Source organism: Pseudomonas sp. FP1740, from assembly GCF_030687165.1.
Classification (GTDB): Bacteria; Pseudomonadota; Gammaproteobacteria; order Pseudomonadales; family Pseudomonadaceae; genus Aquipseudomonas.
In genome coordinates this window covers 5,132,764-5,156,640 of the sequence record NZ_CP117461.1, presented here as the reverse complement: position 1 = coordinate 5,156,640, position 23,877 = coordinate 5,132,764, and the positions used below count along the sequence as shown (strand labels likewise).

Below are 23,877 nucleotides of genomic sequence, written 5' to 3'. Positions count from 1 at the left end.
TTGCGCCATTTTTTCATCCCAACTTTCGAGGACCTGAATCATGTTGAAAGGCTACGGGGCTGTCATCCTCGATGGCGCATGGCTGACGCTTCAGCTCGCCTTGTCGTCCATGGCCCTGGCCATCGTCCTGGGGCTGATCGGCGTTGCGCTGCGTCTGTCGCCGGTGCGCTGGCTGGCCTGGCTGGGCGATCTGTATTCCACGGTGATCCGCGGTATTCCCGACCTGGTGCTGATCCTGCTGATTTTCTACGGCGGCCAGGACCTGCTCAACCGCGTTGCGCCGATGCTCGGCTATGACGACTACATCGACCTGAACCCGTTGGCCGCCGGTATCGGCACCCTGGGCTTCATCTTCGGTGCGTACCTGTCGGAAACCTTCCGTGGTGCGTTCATGGCGATCCCCAAAGGTCAGGCAGAAGCCGGCATGGCGTACGGCATGAGCAGTTTTCAGGTGTTCTTCCGGGTGTTGGTGCCGCAGATGATTCGCCTGGCGATTCCGGGCTTCACCAACAACTGGCTGGTACTGACCAAGGCCACCGCGCTGATTTCGGTGGTGGGTCTGCAAGACATGATGTTCAAGGCCAAGCAGGCGGCAGACGCTACCCGCGAGCCTTTCACCTTCTTCCTCGCAGTGGCGGCGATGTACCTGGTGATCACCAGCGTCTCGTTGCTGGCATTGCGTCATCTTGAGAAGCGCTACTCGGTAGGCGTAAGGGCGGCTGAGCTATGATCTTCGACTACAACGTCATTTGGGATGCCTTGCCGCTGTACTTCGGCGGGCTGGTGACCACCCTCAAACTGCTCGCGCTGTCGCTGTTCTTCGGTTTGCTGGCGGCACTGCCGCTGGGGTTGATGCGTGTCTCCAAGCAGCCGCTGGTCAACATGAGTGCCTGGCTGTTCACCTACGTGATCCGCGGCACGCCGATGCTGGTGCAACTGTTCTTGATCTACTACGGTCTGGCGCAATTCGAAACAGTACGTGAAAGCTTCCTCTGGCCATGGCTGTCCAGTGCCTCGTTCTGTGCGTGCCTGGCCTTCGCGATCAACACCAGTGCCTACACCGCCGAAATCATCGCCGGCAGCCTGCGCGCCACGCCGAACGGCGAGATCGAAGCGGCCAAGGCCATGGGCATGTCACGCATCAAGATGTACAAGCGGATCCTGCTGCCATCGGCCCTGCGCCGGGCCCTGCCGCAGTACAGCAACGAAGTGATCATGATGCTGCAGACCACCAGTCTGGCGTCCATCGTGACCCTGATCGACATCACCGGTGCCGCGCGCACGGTCAACGCTCAGTTCTACTTGCCGTTCGAAGCCTACATCACCGCTGGCGCGTTCTACCTGTGCCTGACGTTCATTCTGGTGCGCCTGTTCAAAATGGCCGAGCACCGCTGGCTGGGCTATCTGGCCCCGCGGAAGCACTGATATGGAACGCATCGATCATGCTTTGCCGTGGAGCCACCTGGGCAGTGAACGCCGGATCTCGGTGTTCCGCTTCGGCGCTGGCGAGCGCAAGGCCTATATCCAGGCCAGCCTGCACGCCGATGAGCTGCCGGGGATGCGCACCGCCTGGGAGCTGAAAAAGCGCCTGAGCGAACTCGAAGCCCAAGGTTTGCTCAACGGTGTGATCGAACTGGTGCCGGTGGCCAATCCATTGGGCCTGGGGCAATTGCTGCAAGGCAATCATCAGGGGCGTTTCGAAGCGGGCAGTGGCAAGAACTTCAACCGGGATTTCGTCGAACTCAGCGCGCCGGTGGCCGCCGAACTCGATGGGCATCTGGGTGATGATCCGCATGCCAATATTCGACTGATCCGTCAGGCCATGAGCGATCACCTGGCAGCTTTGCCAGAGGCGAGCAGCCAGTTGCAAGGCATGCAGCGCATCTTGCTCAGCCATGCCTGCACCGCTGACGTGGTGCTGGATCTGCATTGCGATTGCGAAGCGGCGCTGCATATGTACGCCTTGCCGCAACACTGGTCGCACTGGCGCTCACTGGCTGCGCACTTGAACGTCAAGGTCGGCCTGCTGGCGGAAGATTCCGGCGGAAGTTCCTTTGACGAAGCGTGCTCGCTGCCGTGGCTGCGTTTGTCGCGTCTGTTCCCGGATGCGCAGATTCCACTGGCCTGCCTGGCGACGACCATCGAACTGGGTGGTCAGGCCGATACCGGTCGCGCTGAGGCAGAAGCTCACGCCGAAGGCATTCTGGCGTTCCTCGCCGAGCAAGGCTTGATCGGCGGTGAATGGCCCAAGCCTGCGCAGGACGCGTGCGAAGGCATGCCGTTCGAAGGCACCGAATTGCTGTTCGCGCCGCATCCTGGCGTGCTGAGTTTTCTGCGTAAACCCGGTGAATGGGTTGAAGCAGGCGACGAGATTTTTGAAGTGATCGATCCGCTGGCGGATCGGGTCAGCACGGTGTGTGCTGGTACGTCCGGGGTGCTGTTTGCCATTGAACGGCTGCGTTACGCCCAACCCGGTTTCTGGCTGGCCAAGGTGGCGGGGCGCGAAGCGCTGCGTCACGGGCGCTTGCTCAACGACTGACTGACTGTTTTTGTGAGAACCGACCGCATGTACAAACTTGAAGTCCAAGACCTGCATAAACGCTATGGCAGTCACGAAGTGCTCAAGGGCGTGTCCCTGAAAGCGGCAGCTGGCGATGTGATCAGCATCATCGGCTCCAGTGGCTCCGGCAAAAGTACTTTCCTGCGTTGCATCAACCTGCTCGAGCAGCCGCACGCGGGCAAGATTCTGCTCAACAACGAAGAGTTGAAACTGGTTGCCAACAAGGACGGCGCGCTGAAAGCCGCCGACCCGAAACAGCTGCAACGCATGCGTTCGCGCCTGTCGATGGTGTTCCAGCATTTCAACCTGTGGTCGCACATGACCGCGCTGGAAAACATCATGGAAGCGCCGGTGCATGTGCTCGGTGTGTCCAAGGCCGAAGCCCGCGAGAAAGCCGAGCACTACCTGAACAAGGTTGGCGTGGCTCATCGCAAGGACGCCTACCCGGGTCACATGTCCGGTGGCGAGCAACAGCGTGTGGCGATTGCCCGTGCGCTGGCGATGGAGCCCGAAGTGATGCTGTTCGACGAACCGACCTCGGCCCTCGACCCGGAGTTGGTAGGTGACGTGCTGAAAGTCATGCAGGCCCTGGCACAGGAAGGCCGGACCATGGTGGTGGTGACGCACGAAATGGGCTTTGCCCGTGAAGTGTCGAACCAGCTGGTGTTCCTGCACAAAGGCGTCGTCGAAGAAAGCGGCAACCCGCGCGAAGTGCTGGTCAATCCGCAGTCGGAACGCTTGCAACAATTCCTCTCGGGCAGCCTCAAGTAATCGCTCCCGTTACGCACCAAATTAGGTCATGCTGCGCACCGCGCGCCAGATGGTCTAATTTGGTTGCAGCCGCCTTTGGCTTTAACACTGTTTTCGTTTCGGATTGCCCGCCATGACTGCCCATCGAATTGGTTTCCTGATTTGGCCCAGCACTAAAGCTCTGACGCTTGCGCTGGCTGAGGAGGCCTTGCGTGTTGCCCAGCGTGTGCACCCGGACGTTGTTTACGAATTGTCGTTTTTGCAGGCCGAACCGCCGACCGAGGGCGCCTGGCAATTGCCCGGTGAGCCATGGGCCGGCAAGCTCGAAAACTTTCAGAAACTGTTCCTGCTCGCCGATGAGCCACCGACTTCTCTCGCGCCGCCGCTCAGCAGTGCGTTGAAACAGCTGGTGCGCGCCGGTTGTGTGATCGGCGGATTGTCCGCCGGTGTTTACCCATTGGCGCAATTGGGTTTGCTCGACGGTTATCGCGCTGCCGTGCATTGGCGCTGGCAGGACGATTTCGCCGAGCGTTTCCCGAAAGTGATTGCCACCAGTCACCTGTTCGACTGGGATCGTGACCGCTTGACCGCGTGCGGCGGCATGTCGGTGCTCGACCTGTTGCTGGCGGTGCTGGCCCGCGATCACGGCGCCGAACTGGCCGGTGCGGTGTCGGAAGAATTGGTGGTCGAGCGCATTCGCGAGGGCGGCGAGCGCCAGCGTATTCCTTTGCAGAACCGCTTGGGTTCCAGTCATCCGAAGCTCACCCAGGCGGTGTTGCTGATGGAAGCCAATATCGAAGAGCCGCTGACCACTGACGAAATCGCCCAGCATGTGTGCGTATCGCGTCGGCAGCTGGAGCGGATCTTCAAGCAATACCTCAACCGTGTGCCGAGCCAGTACTACCTGGAACTGCGCCTGAACAAGGCCCGGCAGATGTTGATGCAAACCAGCAAGTCGATCATCCAGATCGGCCTGTCGTGTGGCTTCTCTTCGGGGCCGCATTTCTCCAGCGCCTACCGCAACTTCTTCGGTGCCACGCCGCGGGAAGATCGCAACCAGCGGCGCAGCAGCAGTCCGTTCGAGTTGTCGTCGGTGCCGTCGGAGCGCGGTTGATCGATCAACCGCGCCATGATCGAGCGCTGTACTACTCGTCGATCTCGGAACCTTCAGAGTCGGAGATTTCTATTTCACCCCGATTGATCACGGCTTCCACACCAAAATCCGCGCCCGTGCGTTCGAAGTAAGCGATCAGCCGTAACAGGCTTTCCTCGGAAAATGGATTTCCCCTCAACGAAATATTATCTGCGACGTCCACCGGCAGTTCCGACAAGTCACTGGGCACCTCGGTGATGGCGTTGCCGCTCAAGTCTGCCCAGTCCAGCTCGGCCAGCTGTAACAGTCCTTCCGGTATCCGGTTGATGCCGGTGTCGTTCAGCAGCACGGTCGCCAGCGCCGGCATCTGACTCACATCAGGCGTCTGTCCTAGCGGGTTCGAGCCCAGGTCGAGATAGTCGAGCTGTTCCATCCCCGCCAGGGCGGCGACCGATTCTGATGACAGACTGACACGACACTCGGGAAGTGACAGAGACCTGAGTTGACCCATTTTGAACACCGCCTCCGGAATGTCGCCAAGGTCACAGCTGCGCAGCCTGAGGCTTTTCAGGTTGGGAAAGGACTCCAGGAAACGTCCGATGCGCGTCACCCCCTCCGCACTGCGAAACTCCAGTGACGACACATGGCTGAAATCAGCGCTCAGGGCAGGCAGTTCTCCATTGATGACCGTGGAAAGTGTCAGATCGTAGGTGGGTTCAAGCGTATCGCTGAAGTTATCCAGCTCCGCATCCCGTTGCCAGCAGTTCTCAAGGGCTTGCTTGAATTCGTCGCGGTTGGCGTGCTCGACAAGCAGTTGAGCTGCGCTGAAGGGTTCGTCCGTCAGTGGATGCAGGTCCGGAAGAGCGGCGGTCCAGGCAGACAGATCGTTCCTCAATTGGCTCAGCTCTTCTTCCAGGCGCGTCAACGCGACCCGACCTTCCTCCAGCGTGCCGGGCAATTCGTAGACGAACTCGCTGGCTTGCTCGACTTCCATGCCTGGGTAGAGTGCCCTGACACGATCAATGTCTGCCTCGGGTGCGAAAACGCCCATGTCGAAAGCGCTGTCGACGTGATGGTTTTTGATGAGTTGTCGCGAGCTGTCGGAAACCGGATTGTGCGTGAGGTGTATGCCACGCTTTTCATACAGCGGACTGTCGAACAAGGCCGCCGGCAGTTCGCTGATTCCATTGTTCATCAGCAGAAGGGTGTTCAGGCGCGGGTGTTGCAGAGTGCCGGGCGGGATTTCGGTCAGGTTGGTGCTGCTCAGGTCCAGATGAGTCAGTTCAGTCATCGAGTCGATGCGGGGCACCGTTTCAAACGGGTTGCGGTAAAGATCCAGCATGGTCAGTTTGTTTAATGACGTCAGCTTCAACCAGGTGGGGGCGTCTACCCTGATGCCGCAATCGCTTAACACCAGCGCTTCGAGCTGCGGCATCCGGGTGATGGCGTCGGGGAGGGTGGTCAGGGAGAAACGGCGCAGTTCCAGTCGGCGAAGTCCGCTGAAGCCCTGTAGAAAACCAGCAACACCTTGCGCTGCGTGGCTGCCTTCCAGGGATAGCAGCGACACATGACTGAAATCTGCAGTCAACGATGGCAGATCACCCAGCATCGGTTCGTCGAACCTGAGCACGTACCGCTCCATGTCGTCCGAGGTGTCAAAATCCCGATCGGTTTGGCGCCGCCAGGCGCGCTGGATTTCCTGCGCCAGCAACCTGCGAATGTGTTGTTCGGCCTGGCGCTCCAGGGCGCTCAACGCAACCCCTGTGTCGGGGTGTGCCGTCGGGGCTTCGTTTATCCATCGACCCAGATCCAGATGCAATCGGTTCAGCTCGTTGTGTACGCGTGAGAGTTCTACCCGAGCGCCATCGGGGTGGCTTTGCAATGCCTGGACCACGGACTGCAATTGATCCTGGGACAGATCGGGATAAACCTCCCGGACCCTGTCGTTGAGGGTGGGGGTCATACGATTGCCGCGGTCATAGCCCTGCGCACCACCAGGAAGGCGCATGGTGGTCGGGTCGTAGTAGGGTTTTCGATGGGGATGCCTGGCAAACAGAGTGCGTAGCGTCGGCTGGTCCAGCGCGTTTTCGGCAATGCGCTGTCTGAGGACCTGGGCGTCAGCGATGGCAGGGCTGAACGCATTGCGATGGGCCTGGGGCAACGTTTGAAAGAGTGCCTGGTAGAAATCACCGGGCGTGTCCTGATCAACGTGATAGGAGCCATCTTCGTTGGCCACCAACGTTTTAACGATGGCTGCATCGGTCGGGCCAATGCTGTCGCGCACGGTGCCCTCGCTGGAGTAATCCCGCACTTCGATGCGTAGTCCGTCCGGCCAGCCGGGCAATGCGTTCAGGCTGTGCAGGGCCACTTTGTGGGTGTCGACGTTTTCCAGCGCGTCGGAATAAAGGCCTTCATAGGCGCGGGTTGCGCGGACTGCCTCCATGGCTTTGTTCGCCGCGTCCTTGAGCCGCTGAGGCACGCGCCCACCGTGCAGCTGGCGTAACTCGGTGCCGGTGGCATTGCTCACCAGCTCTTGCGCCACATCGGTCGGCAGGCCCCGCACATCGGCGAGCAGTTGCTGAACCTGCACATCATCGGTGTGTTCCTGAGTGCTGTAGAGCCGCTCGAACAGCGACTTGCGATATTGGCGGGCCAGTGTTGCCGTTTGCTGTCTGAAGGCTGGCGTTTGAGTTTCCGGTGTCGGCAGTGGTGTATCGACCGGCCATGAGTCATGGCGTGTCAGCAGTGCATGCTGCAGGGCGGTATCGGCTTTTTGATAGTGCTCGGGTTGATCGCTGCCGATCTGTTTGATAAACGTTTCGATGTCACGGTTGATCCGCCAACGCTTGATCGTGTCAGTCAGTAGCGACGGCGGGCGATAGTTTTCGACATGCGCCTGGCGCAATACGTTGTCGTGGTAGCCGCTGATCCGCAGGATCTGTTCGCGCTCGGCACTGGTGAACGACTCGACACTATGGCCGAGGCGACGCATGACCTTTTCCCGCTCCCAGTACAGCGGTTGTTCCAGTTCGGTTTGCCAGGCGCCGTGGTGGTTATGCCGCAGCGACGGCTGATAAGCATCGTTGCGGCGCGGATGCTCAATCTGGAACCTGTCCGACATGGGGTCGGGTTTCACTGAATACAGTTTTCCCTCAAGGCGCAGCATCGTTTTGCCCGCGTGTTGGTACAAGCCCAGATGATTGGGCTTTACCCCTTCGGGCAAACTGAGTGTCTGTTCATAAGGTGTGAGATCCGGCATCCAGTAACGGGTTTTGCCTCCGGCTGTGGCGACAGGTTTGAGCGGGTCGATGAGCGCGACGGCTTCGCGGGACAGAAGCCGGCTGAAGGCGCCGACGGCGATTGCACCGCCCACCGCGAATGTCCCGACTTGAACGACGGTTTCGACGAACGTCATCAGGTGTCCGAACGCTTCTGTTTTCAGCCCTTCAGCCATGTCCACGATGCCTTCGAAGCTCTCGTCCAGTAACTGGTAGGCCATGTATCCCAGCATCAATTCACCAAGCAACGGCACCAAGGGCGCCGCCACGAACGACGCAGCTTCAAGGATCCTGGAGGCCACTTTGCTGAAGGCATCCCACAATGCCCAGCGGGCGTCTCGGTCGGCGCTGGCGGTGGAGACGGCGACAGTGCTGGCGTCGTTGAGGATTTTGTTCAACTGCCGCTGATAGCCATGGTTCCACAGGTCCGCTTTGATCGGGAGCACGGAGAAACGCAGATTGGGACGCTCGACCGGCGTTTCGCGCCAGCTCGGTAATGGATCGCCGGGCTGGTGCTGATGCCAGGTCACGGTCTGGAGGCGGCTGTTGAGATCGGCGAAAAAGTGTCCGCGTTCCTTGTGCTCGACGAACCGGCTGAAGAACGCTTGATAAGCGGGTGTCCGCAGCTTGCGGGTCAGATCGGTCATGAACGCCAGCGTGTCGGGGTATTGCTTGAGCGGGTATTCGGGGTCATCGGGAATATAGGCAATGAGCCGCGTACTCTTGCGTGCCCGCTCAAGGTTCGGCGCGAAAATGACAATGCCGGTCAGCGAGGATGACATCAGGGTCAGGTCGTGGCCATAGAGCGGCTGGCCATTGAGTCGCGCCCTCGAACCTCCTTCAACCATGCGCAGGAGCGCGAGGTGCGCATCATCTGGAATATCCTTGCGGATGTGTGCCATTTGCAGCGCCGACCTGAGTGCGGCTTTGTTCAAGCCGATCGTGCTGGATTTCAACGCGGCACCGGCCACCGGGTTGGTCAGCCCCAGAAAATCCTTGAGATACGCGGTGTACTGGCCACCGATATCGAGTTCGCGGCATAGCCGGGCGAAGGCCTGAATCGTGATTTTATGCTTGATCGCCGGCAACGTTTCGAACTGCCCTGTGGACGACGGCTCGGTAATGAAGGTCGAAGCGGATTCGAAGGCATCTGCGGCTGTTTCCGATTCCTGGAAGTTATGCAGCGCGGCATCGAGCAGCGATACCGTCCAGGTGCGGGCGGCCCCGGTGTTGATTTTGAACAGGGTCACGGTTTGTGGGATGTACAGGCGCAGGAAGGTGGTCTTGACGTCCAGTTCCAGACCAAACCGGGTTTTCAGGGCCGCGATTAGAAGGGGTTCGGCAAATGCCCGTGGGTTTTTCAGCGTGGACAGCTTTGAATCCAGACGATTTCGATGGTGCCAGTGTTCCTGGCTGAGCTTTTTCAGCGAGGCATGCTGTGAGGGTGTCGCGGTGCCATGCCATTGGGGAGTCGCAAGCGTGGTGTTCTTGAGAGCGCTGCGGGTTTCAAGCGATGCCTCTAATGCCCAGGCGGGCAGATTGTTGAACAGGTGCTGGTAATGATCATCCGGCTGCGTGACGAAGTGATCGTCGCCAGCGGCCCTAGGGTGATCGTTTTCGAGTTGGCTCATGCGCTATTCCCTTAGCGTTTGGATGAGTCGCCAGCAAAACAGACGATGAAGCACTGCGTGCGGTACATATTTACCGCATCGGTCGACAAGCCTGCCTATAACCTGTGCCGGCGGTTTAAACTGCGCCTTTGCGACCCTATATGTCGCATTGCCGTAAACCCGGGCAAAACCGGTGTTTGCGCTATAAGAAGTTGTCGCTTGGCGGCAAGGCCGGGCTGAAAACTGTCCTTACAATCCCCTCATCGCTCGCCAGTTTCAGGCGAGTGTTCCTCATCAGGAGACTCCGATGTCCGTTGAGCACGCTGCGGTAGAACGCGCCGATTTTGACCAGGTAATGGTTCCCAACTATGCGCCTGCCGCTTTCATTCCTGTGCGTGGCGCCGGTTCCCGTGTCTGGGACCAGACTGGCCGCGAGCTGATCGACTTCGCCGGCGGGATTGCCGTTAACGTACTGGGCCATGCGCACCCGGCGCTGGTCGCTGCATTGACCGAACAGGCGAACAAGCTGTGGCACGTGTCCAACGTGTTCACCAATGAGCCGGCCTTGCGCCTGGCCCATAAGCTGGTCGACGCCACGTTTGCCGACCGTGTGTTCTTCTGCAACTCCGGCGCCGAAGCCAACGAGGCCGCTTTCAAGCTGGCCCGTCGCGTGGCCCATGACCGTTTCGGTACCGAGAAGTACGAAATCGTTGCTGCGCTCAACAGCTTCCACGGCCGTACGCTGTTCACCGTGAACGTCGGTGGCCAGTCGAAGTACTCCGACGGCTTCGGTCCGAAGATCACCGGCATCACCCACGTGCCTTACAACGATCTGACCGCGCTGAAAGCCGCTGTTTCCGACAAGACCTGCGCGGTGGTGCTGGAGCCGATCCAGGGCGAAGGCGGCGTACTGCCGGCCGAGCTGTCTTACCTGCAAGGCGCCCGTGAACTGTGCGATGCGCACAACGCGCTGCTGGTCTTCGACGAAGTCCAGACCGGCATGGGCCGCAGCGGTGAGCTGTTCGCCTACATGCATTACGGCGTGACCCCGGACATCCTGACCAGCGCCAAGAGCCTGGGCGGCGGTTTCCCGATCGCAGCAATGCTGACCACCGAAGACCTGGCCAAACACCTGGTCGTCGGCACCCACGGCACCACCTACGGCGGCAACCCGCTGGCGTGCGCGGTCGCTGAAGCAGTGATCGACGTGATCAACACGCCCGAAGTGCTGAATGGTGTCAAAGCCAAGCACGACAAGTTCAAGACCCGTCTTGAGCAGATCGGCGAGAAGTACGGCCTTTTCACTCAGGTTCGTGGCCTGGGCCTGCTGCTCGGTTGCGTGCTGAACGATGCCTGGAAAGGCAAGGCCAAGGACATCTTCAACGCCGCCGAGCGTGAAGGCCTGATGATCCTGCAAGCCGGCCCGGATGTGATTCGTTTCGCGCCAAGCCTGGTGGTTGAAGACGCCGATATCGATGCCGGTCTGGACCGCTTCGAACGCGCCGTGGCCAAGCTGACGCAAGCCTGATTCATACAGTGCTCCTCAGCGCCTATCGTAATAGATAGGCGTTGAGATAATTTCCTGTGCCGGGCCTGCCCGGCATTTTTTTCCCCGAGTTGGCGCAATTCGCCAACCTGATGTTAAGAAAGGAGTGACACCATGCTGGTGATGCGCCCCGCGCAAATGGCTGATCTGGGCGAGGTACAGCGTCTGGCTGCGGACAGCCCGATTGGTGTCACTTCCTTGCCGGATGACGTTGAACGCCTGAGCGACAAGATCGCCGCAAGCGAAGCCTCGTTCGCCGCCGAAGTGAGCTTCAACGGTGAAGAGAGCTATTTCTTCGTGCTCGAAGACACCGCCACTGGCAAGTTGGTCGGTTGTTCGGCCATCGTTGCCTCGGCCGGTTATTCCGAGCCGTTCTACAGCTTTCGAAACGAAACGTTCGTGCACGCCTCCCGCGAGCTGAAGATTCACAACAAGATCCACGTGCTCTCCCAGTGCCACGACCTGACCGGCAACAGCTTGCTGACCAGTTTCTACGTGCAGAGAGAGTTGGTGGGCACGCCTTGGGCGGAGCTCAACTCCCGTGGCCGTCTGTTGTTCGTGGCCAGCCATCCGGAGCGCTTTGCCGATTCCGTGGTGACCGAGATCGTCGGTTACAGCGATGAAAATGGCGACTCGCCGTTCTGGGATGCCATCGGTCGCAACTTCTTCGACCTCAACTACGCCGAAGCCGAGCGTCTGTGTGGTTTGAAGAGCCGCACGTTCCTTGCCGAGCTGATGCCGCATTACCCGATCTACGTGCCATTGCTGCCGGACTCCGCTCAAGAGGCGATGGGCCAGGTGCACCCGCGGGCGCAAATCACCTTCGACATCCTGATGCGCGAAGGCTTCGAGACCGATCACTACATCGATATTTTCGATGGTGGCCCGACTCTGCATGCCCGCGTCTCGGGGATCCGTTCGATCGCCCAGAGCCGTGTGGTCCCGGTGAAAATCGGTGAGCCGGTCAAAGGCGCCGGTCGTCAGTATCTGGTGGCCAATGCCCAGTTGCAGGATTACCGCGCCGTATTGCTCGAGCTCGATTACGCGCCGGGCAAACCGGTGACCCTGGATCTTGAAGCGGCCGAAGCCTTGGGCGTCGGTGAAGGTGCCAGCGTGCGCCTGGTGGCGGTTTGACGCCTGCTTCCTGGAGAGAAATGTCTGGAAAGCAGCGAAATTTCGCGGGTGGCGCAAGCGGCCCGTTTGAGGAGATAGCATGATCGTTCGTCCCGTACGCAGCAGCGATTTACCCGCTCTGATCGACCTGGCCCGCAGCACCGGCACCGGCCTGACCACTTTGCCGGCCAACGAAGAGCGTCTGGCCCATCGGGTTGGCTGGGCCGAGAAAACCTTCCGCGGCGAAGCCGGGCGGGGCGATGCGGACTACCTGTTCGTACTCGAAGACGACAATGGCCGCGTGGTGGGTATTTCCGCGATTGCCGGCGCCGTCGGCCTGCGTGAGCCTTGGTACAACTTCCGGGTGGGCCTGACGGTCAGTGCCTCGCAAGAGCTGAATATCTACCGCGAAATTCCGACGTTGTTCCTGGCCAATGACCTGACCGGCAACTCTGAACTGTGCTCGCTGTTCCTGCACGCCGATTACCGCAGTGGCCTCAACGGCCGCATGCTGGCCAAGGCGCGGTTGCTGTTCATCGCCGAGTTCCCGCAACTGTTCGGCAACAAGATCATCGCTGAAATGCGCGGCATGTCCGACGAAGCCGGGCGTTCGCCGTTCTGGGAAAGCCTGGGCCGGCATTTCTTCAAGATGGAATTCAGTCAGGCCGATTACCTCACTGGCGTGGGCAACAAGGCGTTCATCGCCGAACTGATGCCGAAATTCCCGCTGTACACCTGCTTCCTGTCGCCAGACGCGCGCAACGTGATTGGCCAGGTTCATCCGGACACCGAGCCGGCCCTGGCGATGCTCAAGAGTGAAGGTTTCAGTTACCAAGGCTACGTCGACATTTTCGACGCAGGCCCTGCGGTGGAGTGCGAAACCGCCAAGATCCGCGCGGTGCGCGACAGCCAGGCACTGGTGCTGGCCATCGGCACCCCGGGTGATGACGCCACGCCGTTCCTGATCCATAACCGCAAGCGCGAAGACTGCCGGATCACCGCCGCGCCAGCACGCTTCGCCGCTGGCACGTTGGTGGTTGATCCGCTGACCGCCAAACGTCTTCAACTCAACGCTGGTGATCAAGTACGCGCCGTTCCGTTGTCTGCAGCTCGGGAGTCGAAATAATGAATTCGCTATACATCGCCGGTGAATGGCTGGCCGGCCAGGGTGAGAGCTTTCAATCGGTGAACCCGGTGACCCAGCAAGTGCTGTGGGCCGGCGAAGGCGCCACTGCCGCTCAGGTCGAGTCGGCCGTGCAAGCCGCGCGTCAGGCGTTCCCGGGCTGGGCCCGTCGTACCCTGGAAGAACGCATCAGTGTGCTGGAAGCCTTTGCCGCCGCGCTGAAGAATCACGCCGACGAACTGGCTCGCACCATCGGTGAAGAAACCGGCAAACCCTTGTGGGAAGCGGCGACTGAAGTCACCAGCATGGTCAACAAGATTGCCATCTCGGTACAGAGCTACCGCGAACGCACCGGCGAGAAGAGCAGCCCGTTGGGCGACGCCACCGCTGTATTGCGTCACAAGCCGCACGGTGTGGTGGCGGTGTTCGGCCCTTACAACTTCCCCGGTCACTTGCCGAACGGTCACATCGTGCCGGCGCTGCTGGCCGGTAACAGTGTGCTGTTCAAGCCCAGCGAACTGACACCGAAAGTCGCCGAACTGACGGTCAAGTGCTGGATCGAAGCCGGTCTGCCGGCTGGCGTGCTGAACCTGCTGCAAGGTGCTCGCGAAACTGGTATCGCCCTGGCGGCGAACCCGGGCATCGACGGTCTGTTCTTCACCGGTTCCAGCCGTACCGGCAATCATCTGCACAAGCAGTTTTCCGGTCGTCCAGACAAAATCCTCGCGCTGGAAATGGGCGGTAACAACCCGCTGGTGGTGGATCAGGTCGCTGATCTCGATGCGGCCGTTTACACCATCATTCAATCGGCGTTCATTTCTGCCGGTCAACGCTGCACGTGCGCCCGTCGTTTGCTGGTGCCGCAAGGCGCCTGGGGCGATACGCTGCTGGCGCGTCTGGTGGCGGTCAGCTCGACCCTTTCAGTCGGCGCGTTCGATCAGCAACCAGCACCGTTCATGGGCTCGGTGATTTCCCTCGGTGCTGCGAAAGCCCTGATGGAAGCGCAAGAGCATCTGCTGGCAAACGGCGCCGTGGCGCTGCTGGAAATGACTCAGCCCCAGGCTCAGGCTGCGTTGCTGACCCCGGGCATTCTGGACGTGACAGCGGTTGCCGATCGCCCGGACGAAGAGCTGTTCGGGCCGTTGCTGCAAGTGATCCGCTACGCTGACTTTGAAGCGGCGATCGCTGAAGCCAACGACACCGCTTATGGCCTGGCGGCCGGCCTGCTGTCGGATTCCGAAGCGCGTTATCAGCAATTCTGGCTGGAAAGCCGCGCCGGTATCGTCAACTGGAACAAGCAGCTGACCGGTGCGGCGAGCAGCGCGCCATTCGGCGGCGTCGGCGCCTCGGGCAACCATCGCGCCAGCGCCTATTACGCGGCGGATTACTGCGCGTACCCGGTGGCCTCGCTGGAAACCCCGAGCCTGACCTTGCCAGCGGCCCTTACGCCCGGCGTACGCATGTCGTAAGACAGACCCTTGTAGCAGCCTATAACAACAGATTCTTGTGGAGCCTCGCTGATGAAATCCTATGAAGTCAATTTTGACGGTCTAGTGGGGCCGACCCATAACTACGGTGGCCTGTCCTACGGCAACGTCGCCTCCCAGAGCAACAGCCAGCAATCTTCCAATCCGAAGGAAGCCGCGCTGCAAGGCCTGGCGAAGATGAAAGCGCTGATGGAGATGGGCTTTCAGCAAGGCGTGTTGGCACCGCAGGAACGTCCGGACGTCGGTGCACTGCGCCGCTTGGGTTTCAGCGGCACCGACGCGCAAGTGATCGAGCGCGCCGCCAAGGATGCAATGCCGCTGCTGGTTGCCAGTTGCTCGGCATCGAGCATGTGGGTGGCCAACGCCGCCACGGTCAGCCCGAGTGCCGACACCGCCGACGGTCGTGTGCATTTCACCGCCGCTAACCTCAATTGCAAATACCACCGCAGCATCGAGCACCCGACCACCAGTCGCGTGCTGGGCGCGATGTTCGCTGACCAGAAACACTTTGCCCACCACGCCGCGTTGCCGGCCGTGGCGCAGTTCGGTGACGAAGGCGCAGCCAACCACACCCGTTTCTGCCGTGACTACGGTGAAGCCGGCGTCGAGTTTTTCGTGTTCGGTCGTAGCGCGTTCGACACCCGTTATCCGTCCCCGCAGAAGTACCCGGCGCGCCAGACCCTCGAAGCTTCCCAGGCCGTCGCTCGCCTGCATGGCTTGAGCGATGACGGCGTGGTCTACGCCCAGCAGAACCCTTCGGTGATCGATCAGGGCGTGTTCCATAACGACGTGATCGCCGTAGGTAATGGCGAGGTGCTGTTCTATCACGAGGACGCGTTCCTCGACACCGACCAGATGCTCGCTGAGCTGCAAGGCAAACTCGCAAAAGTCGGTGGGAAATTTCAGTCGATCTGCGTACCGCGTTCCGCGGTCACCGTGGAAGACGCCGTTCGTTCCTACCTGTTCAATAGCCAACTGCTGTCGCGTCCTGACGGCTCCATGTTGTTGATCGTGCCGGAAGAATGCCGTGGCAACGAGCGTGTCTGGCAGTACCTGCAAGGCCTGACCAGCTCTGGCGGTCTGATCCGCGAAGTGAAAGTCTTCGATCTCAAGCAGAGCATGCAGAACGGCGGTGGCCCGGCTTGCCTGCGGTTGCGCGTCGCCCTCAACGAAACCGAACTGGCGGCCGTCAACCAAGGGGTTATCATGACGGCTCCGTTGTACGGCACATTGACCGAGTGGGTCGACAAGCACTACCGCGACCGCATGACCGAAAACGATCTGGCGGACCCGCAATTGTTGCTTGAGTGCCGGACGGCACTGGATGAACTGACGCAAATCCTTAAACTGGGCGCGGTTTATCCATTCCAGATCAATTGATAGCCGGCGCGCTTTGGCTTTTTATATGAATGGCAAGCGCGCCGCTTAATCTCCAGATGAGAGCGTAAATACATGAGCGATACCCTGCAGCTGATCCTTGAAGACACCGACGGCACGCAACTGGAAACTTCCTGCACCCGCGTCGCGGTCATGTGGCAAGGCAAAGAGCTGTGGATTCAGCAGGACGGCCGTGGCCAGTTGCTGATCGGCGTGGACGTCGAAGAAGGTGACGCTGAATACGCCAACCTGCTGTTGCGCCCATTGGCGACTAATCTGGTAAGTCTGCAACTGGAGATGGAACCGGCCGATCTCGGTGATGATGAGGACCACGTGCACGGCCCGGATTGCAATCACGACCACTAAGGAAACCGCTCTATGCTCGCCCTCGGCAAACTGCTTGAACTGACCCTCGCCGGCCGCGAACCGGCGGAGAAGACTCAACTGACTGTCGAAGGCGTACGGATGCGCTGGTTGAGCGAAGGTGCGCTGGAAGTCCGGCCACCTGAAGCTCGCGACAATGGCCTGGACCTGCTGCTGTCGGCCGGTATCCATGGCAACGAAACAGCGCCGATCGAGCTGCTCGATCGCCTGTTGCATGACATCGCCCGCGGTGACTTGAAGCCGCGCGCCCGTATTCTGTTCCTGTTCGGCAATCCCGAGGCCATTCGTCGCGGTGAGCGTTTCATCGAGCAGGACGTCAATCGGCTGTTCAACGGCCGTCACGAACAAAGCAGCGGTTCCGAGGCCTTGCGCGCTTGTGAGCTGGAGCGGCTGGCGGCGACGTTCTTCAGCCTGCCGGACCGTAACCGTCTGCACTACGACCTGCACACGGCGATCCGTGGCTCGAAAATCGAGCAGTTCGCCCTGTACCCCTGGAAAGAAGGCCGTCAGCATTCACGCCAGGAGCTGGCTCGCTTGCGCGCCGCCGGTATGGAAGCGGTGCTGTTGCAGAACAAACCCTCCATCGTCTTCAGCTCCTACACCTACGACAAGCTCGATGCCGAGTCCTTCACCCTGGAGCTGGGCAAGGCCCGGCCGTTCGGGCAGAACGAAGGGGTCAACGTCAGCCTGCTGGAAACCCGCCTGAAGCAGATCATCGAAGGCTCCGAGCCGCCAATGACCGATGAAGGGCTGGAAGGGTTGCAGTTGTTCAGCGTGGCCCGGGAAGTGATCAAGCACAGCGATAACTTCCGCCTGAACCTGCCGGCGGACATCGAAAACTTTTCGGAATTGAAAGTGGGTTATGTGTTGGCCGAGGATATCGCCAATACCCGCTGGATCATCGAAGAGCAGGGCGCCCGGATCATCTTCCCGAACCCCAGGGTCAAGAACGGCCTGCGCGCCGGTATCCTGATCGTACCGACCACCGACGAAAACCTGGTCTGACTGTCGTGGAGTGATCGTTCCCACGCAGAGCGCGGGAACGATCGTCTAACTAGACAGCTACCGCGCGAGGCTCGCTGCGGCGCAATGCGCGAGTCTTGTGCAGCGTATCTGCACACGTCTTCGCCGCTTCCTGACCTTTATGCACGAAATGCTCGAAGAAGAACTTCTGATGTTCTTCACCGGCATGGAAGTGGTGCGGGGTCAAAACCACCGAGAACACTGGCACTTCGGTTTCCAGCTGAACCTGCATCAGGCCGCTGATCACCGACTGGGCGACGAATTCGTGGCGATAGATGCCGCCATCGACCACCAGGCCCGCGGCGACGATGCCGGCATAACGACCGGACTTGGCCAGCAACTTGGCGTGCAGCGGAATTTCAAAGGCGCCACCGACTTCGAAGAAATCGATGTCCGACTCCTGATAACCCTGGGCAATCATTTCAGCGACGAAGCCTTTACGGCTCTGATCGACGATTTCCTTGTGCCAGCAGGCCTGGATGAACGCGACGCGCTCGCCCTGATGGTTTTTGCTTTTGCTATCGATTGCGGTGGGTTGCATGTTCTGACTCCTGTTTGTGTGAAAAACAGGGCGTTATGAATCGAATGGGATTTAAGGGTACGCAGGCACACGTGTCTGCGGACGGCGCTTTGGTACGGAACCTGGGCGGCGTCAATCCCGTTCTCTCTTCATCCGGACTATGACCGTCGGCCCCGGGATCACACCGGGTCTGCTGACCTTGCCGCCATCACAGCCATTGCCGTGCCTGTCGCCAAGCGCTCGCGGGCTATGCGCATTGCGCGCAATTACCGCCGGTGGGGAATTACACCCCGCCCTGAGAACGTTTTGCCGCCAGATTGTTTGGCGGCGAAGCGTTTTTAACACATATTTATGGGGCGTGCATGGCTGCTTTCTGATGATTGCTATCGGGTTTTCCGAAGGCATACAGCGTCTTTTCCTCGTTCAAGGCTTGATTAATTGTCGGCATGACCGCAGTAATTCCTTTCCGAAACGGATTTTTCCCCTGTTTACCGAGGCCAGATTCATGAGCGTTATCGATCTTCGCAGCGACACCGTCACCCAACCGACCGCAGGGATGCTCGACGCGATGGCCAATGCCGCCACCGGTGACGACGTTTATGGCGAAGATCCGACGGTCAATCGTCTGGAAGCCGAGCTGGCAACACGACTGGGTTTTGCCGCGGCGCTGTTTGTTCCAACGGGCACCATGAGCAACCTGCTGGGCTTGATGGCCCACTGCGAGCGCGGTGACGAGTACATTGTCGGTCAGCAGGCCCACACCTATAAGTACGAAGGTGGTGGCGCGGCGGTGCTCGGTTCGATCCAGCCGCAGCCGCTGGGAGTGCAAGCCGATGGTTCGCTGGACCTGGCGCAAGTCGCCGCGGCGATCAAACCGGACGACTTCCACTTCGCGCGCACCCGTTTGCTGGCGCTGGAAAACACCATGCAGGGCAAGGTGCTGCCGCTGGAGTATCTGGCCCAGGCTCGCCGCTTCACTCGTGAGCATGGCCTGGCGCTGCATCTGGATGGCGCGCGTCTCTACAACGCGGCGGTCAAGCTGGGTGTCGATGCCCGGGAGATCACTCAGCATTTCGATTCGGTTTCGGTTTGCCTGTCCAAAGGCCTGGGCGCGCCGATCGGTTCGGTGCTGTGCGGCTCGGCGGAGTTGATCGCCAAGGCGCGACGTCTGCGCAAGATGGTCGGCGGCGGCATGCGCCAGGCCGGGATTCTCGCGGCGGCGGGGCTGTATGCGTTGGATAACAACGTACAGCGTCTGGCCGACGACCATGCCAACGCACAATGGCTGGCCGAAGGCCTGCGTGCGGCGGGGTATGAGGTCGAGCCGGTGCAGACCAACATGGTTTACGTGAAAATGGGCGACAAGGCCGAAGCGATCAAGGCCTTCGCCGCGACACGCGGGGTCAAGCTCAGCGCTGCCGCTCGTCTGCGAATGGTCACGCACATGGACGTCAACCGTGCGCAAATCGAGCAGGTCGTCGCTACATTCGTCGAGTTTTCCCGCATCTGATCGCGTTAGCGGTCCAATTGACCGTTTCTATCGTATAAACACGCTGTACCCCGCGCGCAGGGCCGATATAATGCGGCCCTTTGCCGTCGCTTCGTCTGTTGACGTTTCGCACAGGCCTTTGGCCGCAGCCTCCGTGGAAGAACCTAATGAAAAGCGCAGAAATCCGTGAAGCCTTCCTTCGCTTCTTCGAAGAGCAAGGCCACACCCGTGTAGCCTCCAGCTCTTTGATTCCGGGCAACGACCCAACCCTGCTGTTCACTAACGCGGGGATGAACCAGTTCAAGGACTGCTTCCTGGGCCAGGAAAAGCGCGCGTACACCCGCGCCGTCAGCAGCCAGAAATGCGTGCGTGCCGGCGGCAAGCACAACGACCTGGAAAACGTCGGTTATACCGCCCGTCACCACACCTTCTTCGAAATGCTGGGTAACTTCAGCTTCGGTGATTATTTCAAGCGTGACGCCATTACCTTTGCCTGGACGTTCCTGACCTCCGACAAATGGCTGAACCTGCCGAAAGAAAAACTCTGGGTGACCGTCTACGCCAGCGATGACGAGGCCTACGACATCTGGACCAAAGAAGTCGGTGTGCCGGCCGAGCGCATGGTTCGCATCGGCGACAACAAGGGGGCGCCGTACGCTTCCGACAACTTCTGGACCATGGGCGATACCGGCCCGTGCGGTCCTTGCACCGAGATCTTCTACGATCACGGCGCCGACATCTGGGGTGGCCCACCGGGCTCGCCGGAAGAAGACGGCGACCGTTACATCGAAATCTGGAACAACGTGTTCATGCAGTTCAACCGCACCGCCGATGGCGTGTTGCATCCGTTGCCCGCCCCGTCGGTGGACACCGGCATGGGTCTTGAGCGGATCAGTGCCGTGCTGCAGCACGTTCACTCGAACTATGAAATCGACCTGTTCCAGAGCCTGCTGAGCGCATCGGCCAAGGCCATCGGTTGCACCAACGACAATCAGGCTTCCCTGAAAGTCGTGGCTGACCACATCCGTTCCTGCGGCTTCCTGATTGCCGACGGCGTGCTGCCGTCCAACGAAGGTCGCGGTTATGTACTGCGCCGGATCATTCGTCGCGCTTGCCGTCACGGCAACAAACTGGGCGCCAAGGGCAGCTTCTTCTACCAGATCGTTGCGGCCCTGGTCGCCGAGATGGGCGAAGCATTCCCTGAGCTGAAATCCCAGCAGGCGCACATCGAGCGCGTGCTGAAGGCCGAAGAAGAGCAATTCGCCAAGACTCTGGAGCAGGGCCTGAAAATCCTCGAACAGGATCTGGCCGAACTCAAAGGCGACGTGGTGCCGGGCGACGTGGTGTTCAAACTTTACGACACCTACGGTTTCCCGATGGACCTGACCGGCGACATCGCCCGTGAGCGCAGCCTGACCATCGACGAAGCAGGCTTCGAGCGCGAAATGGAAGCCCAGCGCGTGCGTGCCCGCTCCGCCAGCTCCTTCGGCATGGACTACAACAGCCTGGTCAAGGTTGATGTGGCCACCGAGTTCACCGGTTACACCGCTCACAGCGGTTCCGCCAAAATCGTTGCTCTCTATAAAGAAGGGCAATCGGTTGACGTACTGAGCGAAGGCGAAGAGGGCGTGGTCGTTCTCGATCAGACGCCGTTCTATGCCGAATCCGGTGGTCAGATTGGTGATTGCGGCTTCCTCCAGGCTGGCGCTGCGCGTTTTGACGTGCGCGACACCACCAAGACCGGCGGTGCGTTCCTGCACCACGGCGTGCTGGATTCGGGCAGCCTGATCGTAGGTGCTCCGGTGGAGACTCATGTCGATGCCGAAGTGCGCCATGCGACGTCGCTGAACCACTCGGCAACTCACTTGTTGCACGCCGCATTGCGTCAGGTGCTGGGCGAGCACGTTCAGCAGAAAGGTTCGTTGGTCGACAGTCAGCGTCTACGCTTTGACTTCAGCCACTTCGAAGCGATCAAGCCTGAGCAGTTGAAGGCGCTGGAAGACATCGTCAACGCCGAGATTCGCAAGAACTCCGAAGTTGAAACCGAAGAAACCGACATCGAAACCGCCAAGCAGAAGGGCGCCATGGCGCTGTTCGGCGAGAAGTACGGCGACAGCGTACGTGTGCTGAGCATGGGCGATTTCTCCGTCGAGCTCTGCGGCGGCATTCACGCCACCCGTACCGGCGACATCGGTCTGCTGAAAATCATCAGCGAAGGCGGCGTGGCTTCGGGTGTGCGTCGTATCGAGGCAGTCACCGGTGCCGCGGCACTGGCCTACTTGAACGCGGCTGAAGAACAACTCAAGGAAGCGGCCAACCTGGTCAAGGGCAGCCGCGACAACCTGATCGACAAGCTGTCGGCTGTGCTGGAGCGCAACCGTCTGCTGGAGAAGCAACTCGAGCAGTTGCAGGCCAAGGCGGCCAGTGCGGCGGGCGACGATCTGTCGGCTTCTGCCCTGGACGTCAAAGGCGTGAAAGTGCTGGCCGTGCGTCTGGACGGTCAGGACGGCAAGGCGCTGCTGGCGCTGGTCGATCAACTGAAAAACAAACTCGGCCGCGCAGTGATCCTGCTCGGCAGTGTCCATGAGGAAAAGGTCGTTCTGGTTGCAGGCGTGACCAAAGACCTGACTGGCCAACTCAAAGCCGGTGATTTGATGAAGCAGGCTGCTGCGGCAGTGGGCGGGAAGGGCGGTGGTCGTCCAGACATGGCGCAAGGCGGTGGTACTGACGCTGGCGCACTGGATGCCGCACTGGCCCTGACTGTTCCATTTGTAGAGCAGGGTTTATAAGGCAGTGTGCCTGGCCCGCGGTCTAGTAGCGGGCCAGAACGCTGTTTGAGTGATTTATTGGGCGCCCTTCATGGGCAGAGGCGGCTTTGAAATGGCTTTGATCGTACAGAAATTTGGAGGCACCTCAGTCGGCACTGTCGAGAGAATCGAGCAGGTCGCCGACAAGGTTAAGAAATTCCGCGATGCGGGCGATGACCTGGTGGTTGTGCTGTCTGCAATGAGCGGCGAAACCAACCGTCTGATCGATCTGGCCAAGCAAATCAGTGGCGACGGCCAACCGGTTCCGCGCGAACTGGATGTGATCGTTTCCACCGGTGAGCAGGTGACGATTGCACTGTTGGCCATGGCGCTGATCAAGCGTGGCGTGCCAGCGGTGTCGTACACCGGCAACCAGGTACGGATTCTGACGGATAGCGCGCACAATAAAGCGCGTATCTTGCAGATTGATGACCAGAAGATTCGCGGTGACCTGAAGGCTGGCCGTGTGGTGGTTGTCGCCGGTTTCCAGGGCGTCGACGAGCACGGCAATATCACCACGCTCGGTCGTGGCGGTTCCGACACCACTGGCGTGGCACTGGCGGCAGCCCTGAAGGCTGACGAATGCCAGATCTACACCGACGTCGACGGCGTCTACACCACCGACCCGCGTGTGGTGTCCGTGGCTCAGCGTCTGGACAAGATCACCTTCGAAGAGATGCTGGAAATGGCCAGCCTCGGTTCCAAGGTGTTGCAGATCCGTGCGGTCGAGTTCGCCGGCAAGTACAACGTTCCGCTGCGCGTACTGCACAGCTTCAAGGAGGGTCCGGGCACCCTCATTACTATTGATGAAGAGGAAACCATGGAACAGCCGATCATTTCCGGCATCGCTTTCAACCGCGATGAAGCCAAGCTGACCATCCGTGGCGTGCCAGACACCCCGGGCGTGGCGTTCAAGATTCTCGGCCCGATCAGCGCCGCGAACATCGAAGTCGACATGATCGTGCAGAACGTTGCGCACGATAACACCACCGACTTCACCTTCACCGTGCACCGCAACGACTACCAGGCGGCGCAATCCGTGCTGGAAAACACCGCTCGCGAGATCGGTGCCCGTGAAGTCGTTGGCGACACCAAGATTGCCAAGGTCTCGATCGTTGGCGTCGGCATGCGCTCCCACGCAGGCGTGGCCAGCCGCATGTTCGAATCCCTGGCCAAAGAAAGCATCAACATCCAGATGATCTCGACTTCGGAAATCAAGGTGTCCGTGGTGATCGAAGAGAAGTACCTGGAGCTGGCTGTGCGCGCCCTGCACACAGCTTTCGAACTGGACGCGCCGGCCCGACAGGGCGAGTAATGCCTTCCCCCCGAAGGGCGCGGTCTGACCGCGCCCTTCGTTTTTTTGAATGGTGCGTACCAAAACTGTTCTTTTGCTCGCGCTAGTCAATACTCAGGCATGTAGGGCTGCGACCTTTTCGGTTGTAGGTCGAATGCCTTTTTTTTGCAGACTGTTGTCCCTGAAATGAAATGCGTGAGGAGAAAGGTATGCTGATTCTGACTCGTCGGTGCGCAGAAAGCCTGATTATTGGTGATGGCGAAATCACCGTGACCGTGCTCGGCGTTAAAGGAAATCAAGTGCGTATTGGTGTCAACGCCCCGAAAGAGGTGGCTGTGCACCGTGAGGAAATTTACCTGCGTATCAAGAAAGAGAAGGACGAAGAACCAAGCCATTAATTTTTATCGTTTTTTATGTTTGCAA

Annotated in this window: 18 protein-coding genes and 1 riboswitch; of the genes, 16 read left to right on the top strand and 2 right to left on the bottom strand. The window is 59.9% G+C overall.

Annotated features, from left to right (window positions below; translation table 11 throughout):
* The first annotated feature begins 40 nt into the window (after positions 1-40).
* From PSH69_RS23025 to argR, 5 genes are all read left to right on the top strand, one after another.
* Positions 41-730, top strand: a complete 690-nt coding sequence (locus PSH69_RS23025) for an ABC transporter permease (protein ID WP_007934894.1) — start codon at positions 41-43, stop codon at positions 728-730.
* Entirely contained in the window at positions 727-1,425 is a 699-nt protein-coding gene (locus PSH69_RS23020) for an ABC transporter permease (protein ID WP_018926395.1), read from the top strand. The genes PSH69_RS23025 and PSH69_RS23020 overlap by 4 nt, the downstream gene beginning before the upstream one ends.
* Position 1,426: 1 nt before the next feature.
* Complete coding sequence (locus PSH69_RS23015; RefSeq protein ID WP_019582881.1) at positions 1,427-2,539, top strand: succinylglutamate desuccinylase/aspartoacylase family protein; 1,113 nt, start codon at positions 1,427-1,429, stop codon at positions 2,537-2,539.
* Between the two features lie 27 nt (positions 2,540-2,566).
* On the top strand, positions 2,567-3,331 hold the full coding sequence (locus tag PSH69_RS23010) for an ABC transporter ATP-binding protein (protein WP_007971015.1): 765 nt from the start codon (positions 2,567-2,569) through the stop codon (positions 3,329-3,331).
* A 112-nt stretch (positions 3,332-3,443) separates the two neighbouring features.
* Entirely contained in the window at positions 3,444-4,424 is a 981-nt protein-coding gene (argR, locus tag PSH69_RS23005) for a transcriptional regulator ArgR (protein WP_305409925.1), read from the top strand.
* 31 nt (positions 4,425-4,455) lie between these two features.
* Here argR and PSH69_RS23000 read toward each other — a convergent pair whose 3' ends face one another.
* Positions 4,456-9,312: a dermonecrotic toxin domain-containing protein gene (locus PSH69_RS23000; RefSeq protein ID WP_305409924.1), complete on the bottom strand. Its 4,857-nt coding sequence runs from the start codon at positions 9,310-9,312 to the stop codon at positions 4,456-4,458.
* A 286-nt stretch (positions 9,313-9,598) separates the two neighbouring features.
* On the opposite strand from PSH69_RS23000, the gene PSH69_RS22995 reads away from it, so the two are divergent.
* The 7 genes from PSH69_RS22995 (at position 9,599) to astE (ending at position 17,326) form a co-directional block, all read left to right on the top strand.
* Positions 9,599-10,819 (top strand): aspartate aminotransferase family protein, encoded by a 1,221-nt coding sequence (locus PSH69_RS22995; RefSeq protein ID WP_305409923.1) that lies wholly within the window; start codon positions 9,599-9,601, stop codon positions 10,817-10,819.
* A gap of 132 nt (positions 10,820-10,951) precedes the next feature.
* Positions 10,952-11,971 carry an arginine/ornithine succinyltransferase subunit alpha gene (gene aruF / locus PSH69_RS22990; RefSeq protein ID WP_007934901.1) on the top strand — a complete coding sequence of 340 codons (1,020 nt, stop codon included), beginning with the start codon at positions 10,952-10,954 and terminating at the stop codon, positions 11,969-11,971.
* A 79-nt stretch (positions 11,972-12,050) separates the two neighbouring features.
* Entirely contained in the window at positions 12,051-13,076 is a 1,026-nt protein-coding gene (gene astA, locus PSH69_RS22985; RefSeq protein WP_018926391.1) for an arginine N-succinyltransferase, read from the top strand.
* The gene (astD, locus tag PSH69_RS22980) at positions 13,073-14,542 is read left to right on the top strand and encodes a succinylglutamate-semialdehyde dehydrogenase (protein ID WP_167331184.1); all 1,470 of its coding nucleotides are present in this window, start codon (positions 13,073-13,075) and stop codon (positions 14,540-14,542) included. The genes astA and astD overlap by 4 nt, the downstream gene beginning before the upstream one ends.
* Before the next feature lie 51 nt (positions 14,543-14,593).
* Entirely contained in the window at positions 14,594-15,940 is a 1,347-nt protein-coding gene (gene astB / locus PSH69_RS22975; RefSeq protein ID WP_305409922.1) for an N-succinylarginine dihydrolase, read from the top strand.
* A 72-nt stretch (positions 15,941-16,012) separates the two neighbouring features.
* Complete coding sequence (locus tag PSH69_RS22970) at positions 16,013-16,303, top strand: hypothetical protein (protein ID WP_018926388.1); 291 nt, start codon at positions 16,013-16,015, stop codon at positions 16,301-16,303.
* A 12-nt stretch (positions 16,304-16,315) separates the two neighbouring features.
* Entirely contained in the window at positions 16,316-17,326 is a 1,011-nt protein-coding gene (gene astE / locus PSH69_RS22965) for a succinylglutamate desuccinylase (RefSeq protein WP_018926387.1), read from the top strand.
* Between the two features lie 49 nt (positions 17,327-17,375).
* On the opposite strand, the gene PSH69_RS22960 is transcribed toward astE, so the two are convergent.
* A complete protein-coding gene (locus PSH69_RS22960) occupies positions 17,376-17,885 on the bottom strand; it encodes a 6,7-dimethyl-8-ribityllumazine synthase (protein ID WP_019582888.1) in 510 nt (169 codons plus the stop codon).
* A gap of 115 nt (positions 17,886-18,000) precedes the next feature.
* Positions 18,001-18,171, bottom strand: a riboswitch (FMN riboswitch).
* Positions 18,172-18,369: 198 nt separating this feature from the next.
* On the opposite strand from PSH69_RS22960, the gene ltaE reads away from it, so the two are divergent.
* The 4 genes from ltaE to csrA all read left to right on the top strand — a co-directional run bounded on the left by ltaE (position 18,370) and on the right by csrA (position 23,852).
* Positions 18,370-19,374, top strand: a complete 1,005-nt coding sequence (gene ltaE / locus PSH69_RS22955; protein ID WP_305409921.1) for a low-specificity L-threonine aldolase — start codon at positions 18,370-18,372, stop codon at positions 19,372-19,374.
* 146 nt (positions 19,375-19,520) lie between these two features.
* Positions 19,521-22,142, top strand: coding sequence for an alanine--tRNA ligase (alaS, locus tag PSH69_RS22950; RefSeq protein ID WP_018926383.1), 2,622 nt, complete (start codon positions 19,521-19,523; stop codon positions 22,140-22,142).
* Between the two features lie 91 nt (positions 22,143-22,233).
* Positions 22,234-23,475 (top strand): aspartate kinase, encoded by a 1,242-nt coding sequence (locus PSH69_RS22945; protein WP_007934911.1) that lies wholly within the window; start codon positions 22,234-22,236, stop codon positions 23,473-23,475.
* A 188-nt stretch (positions 23,476-23,663) separates the two neighbouring features.
* On the top strand, positions 23,664-23,852 hold the full coding sequence (gene csrA, locus PSH69_RS22940) for a carbon storage regulator CsrA (protein WP_002554426.1): 189 nt from the start codon (positions 23,664-23,666) through the stop codon (positions 23,850-23,852).
* Positions 23,853-23,877: the final 25 nt, after the last annotated feature.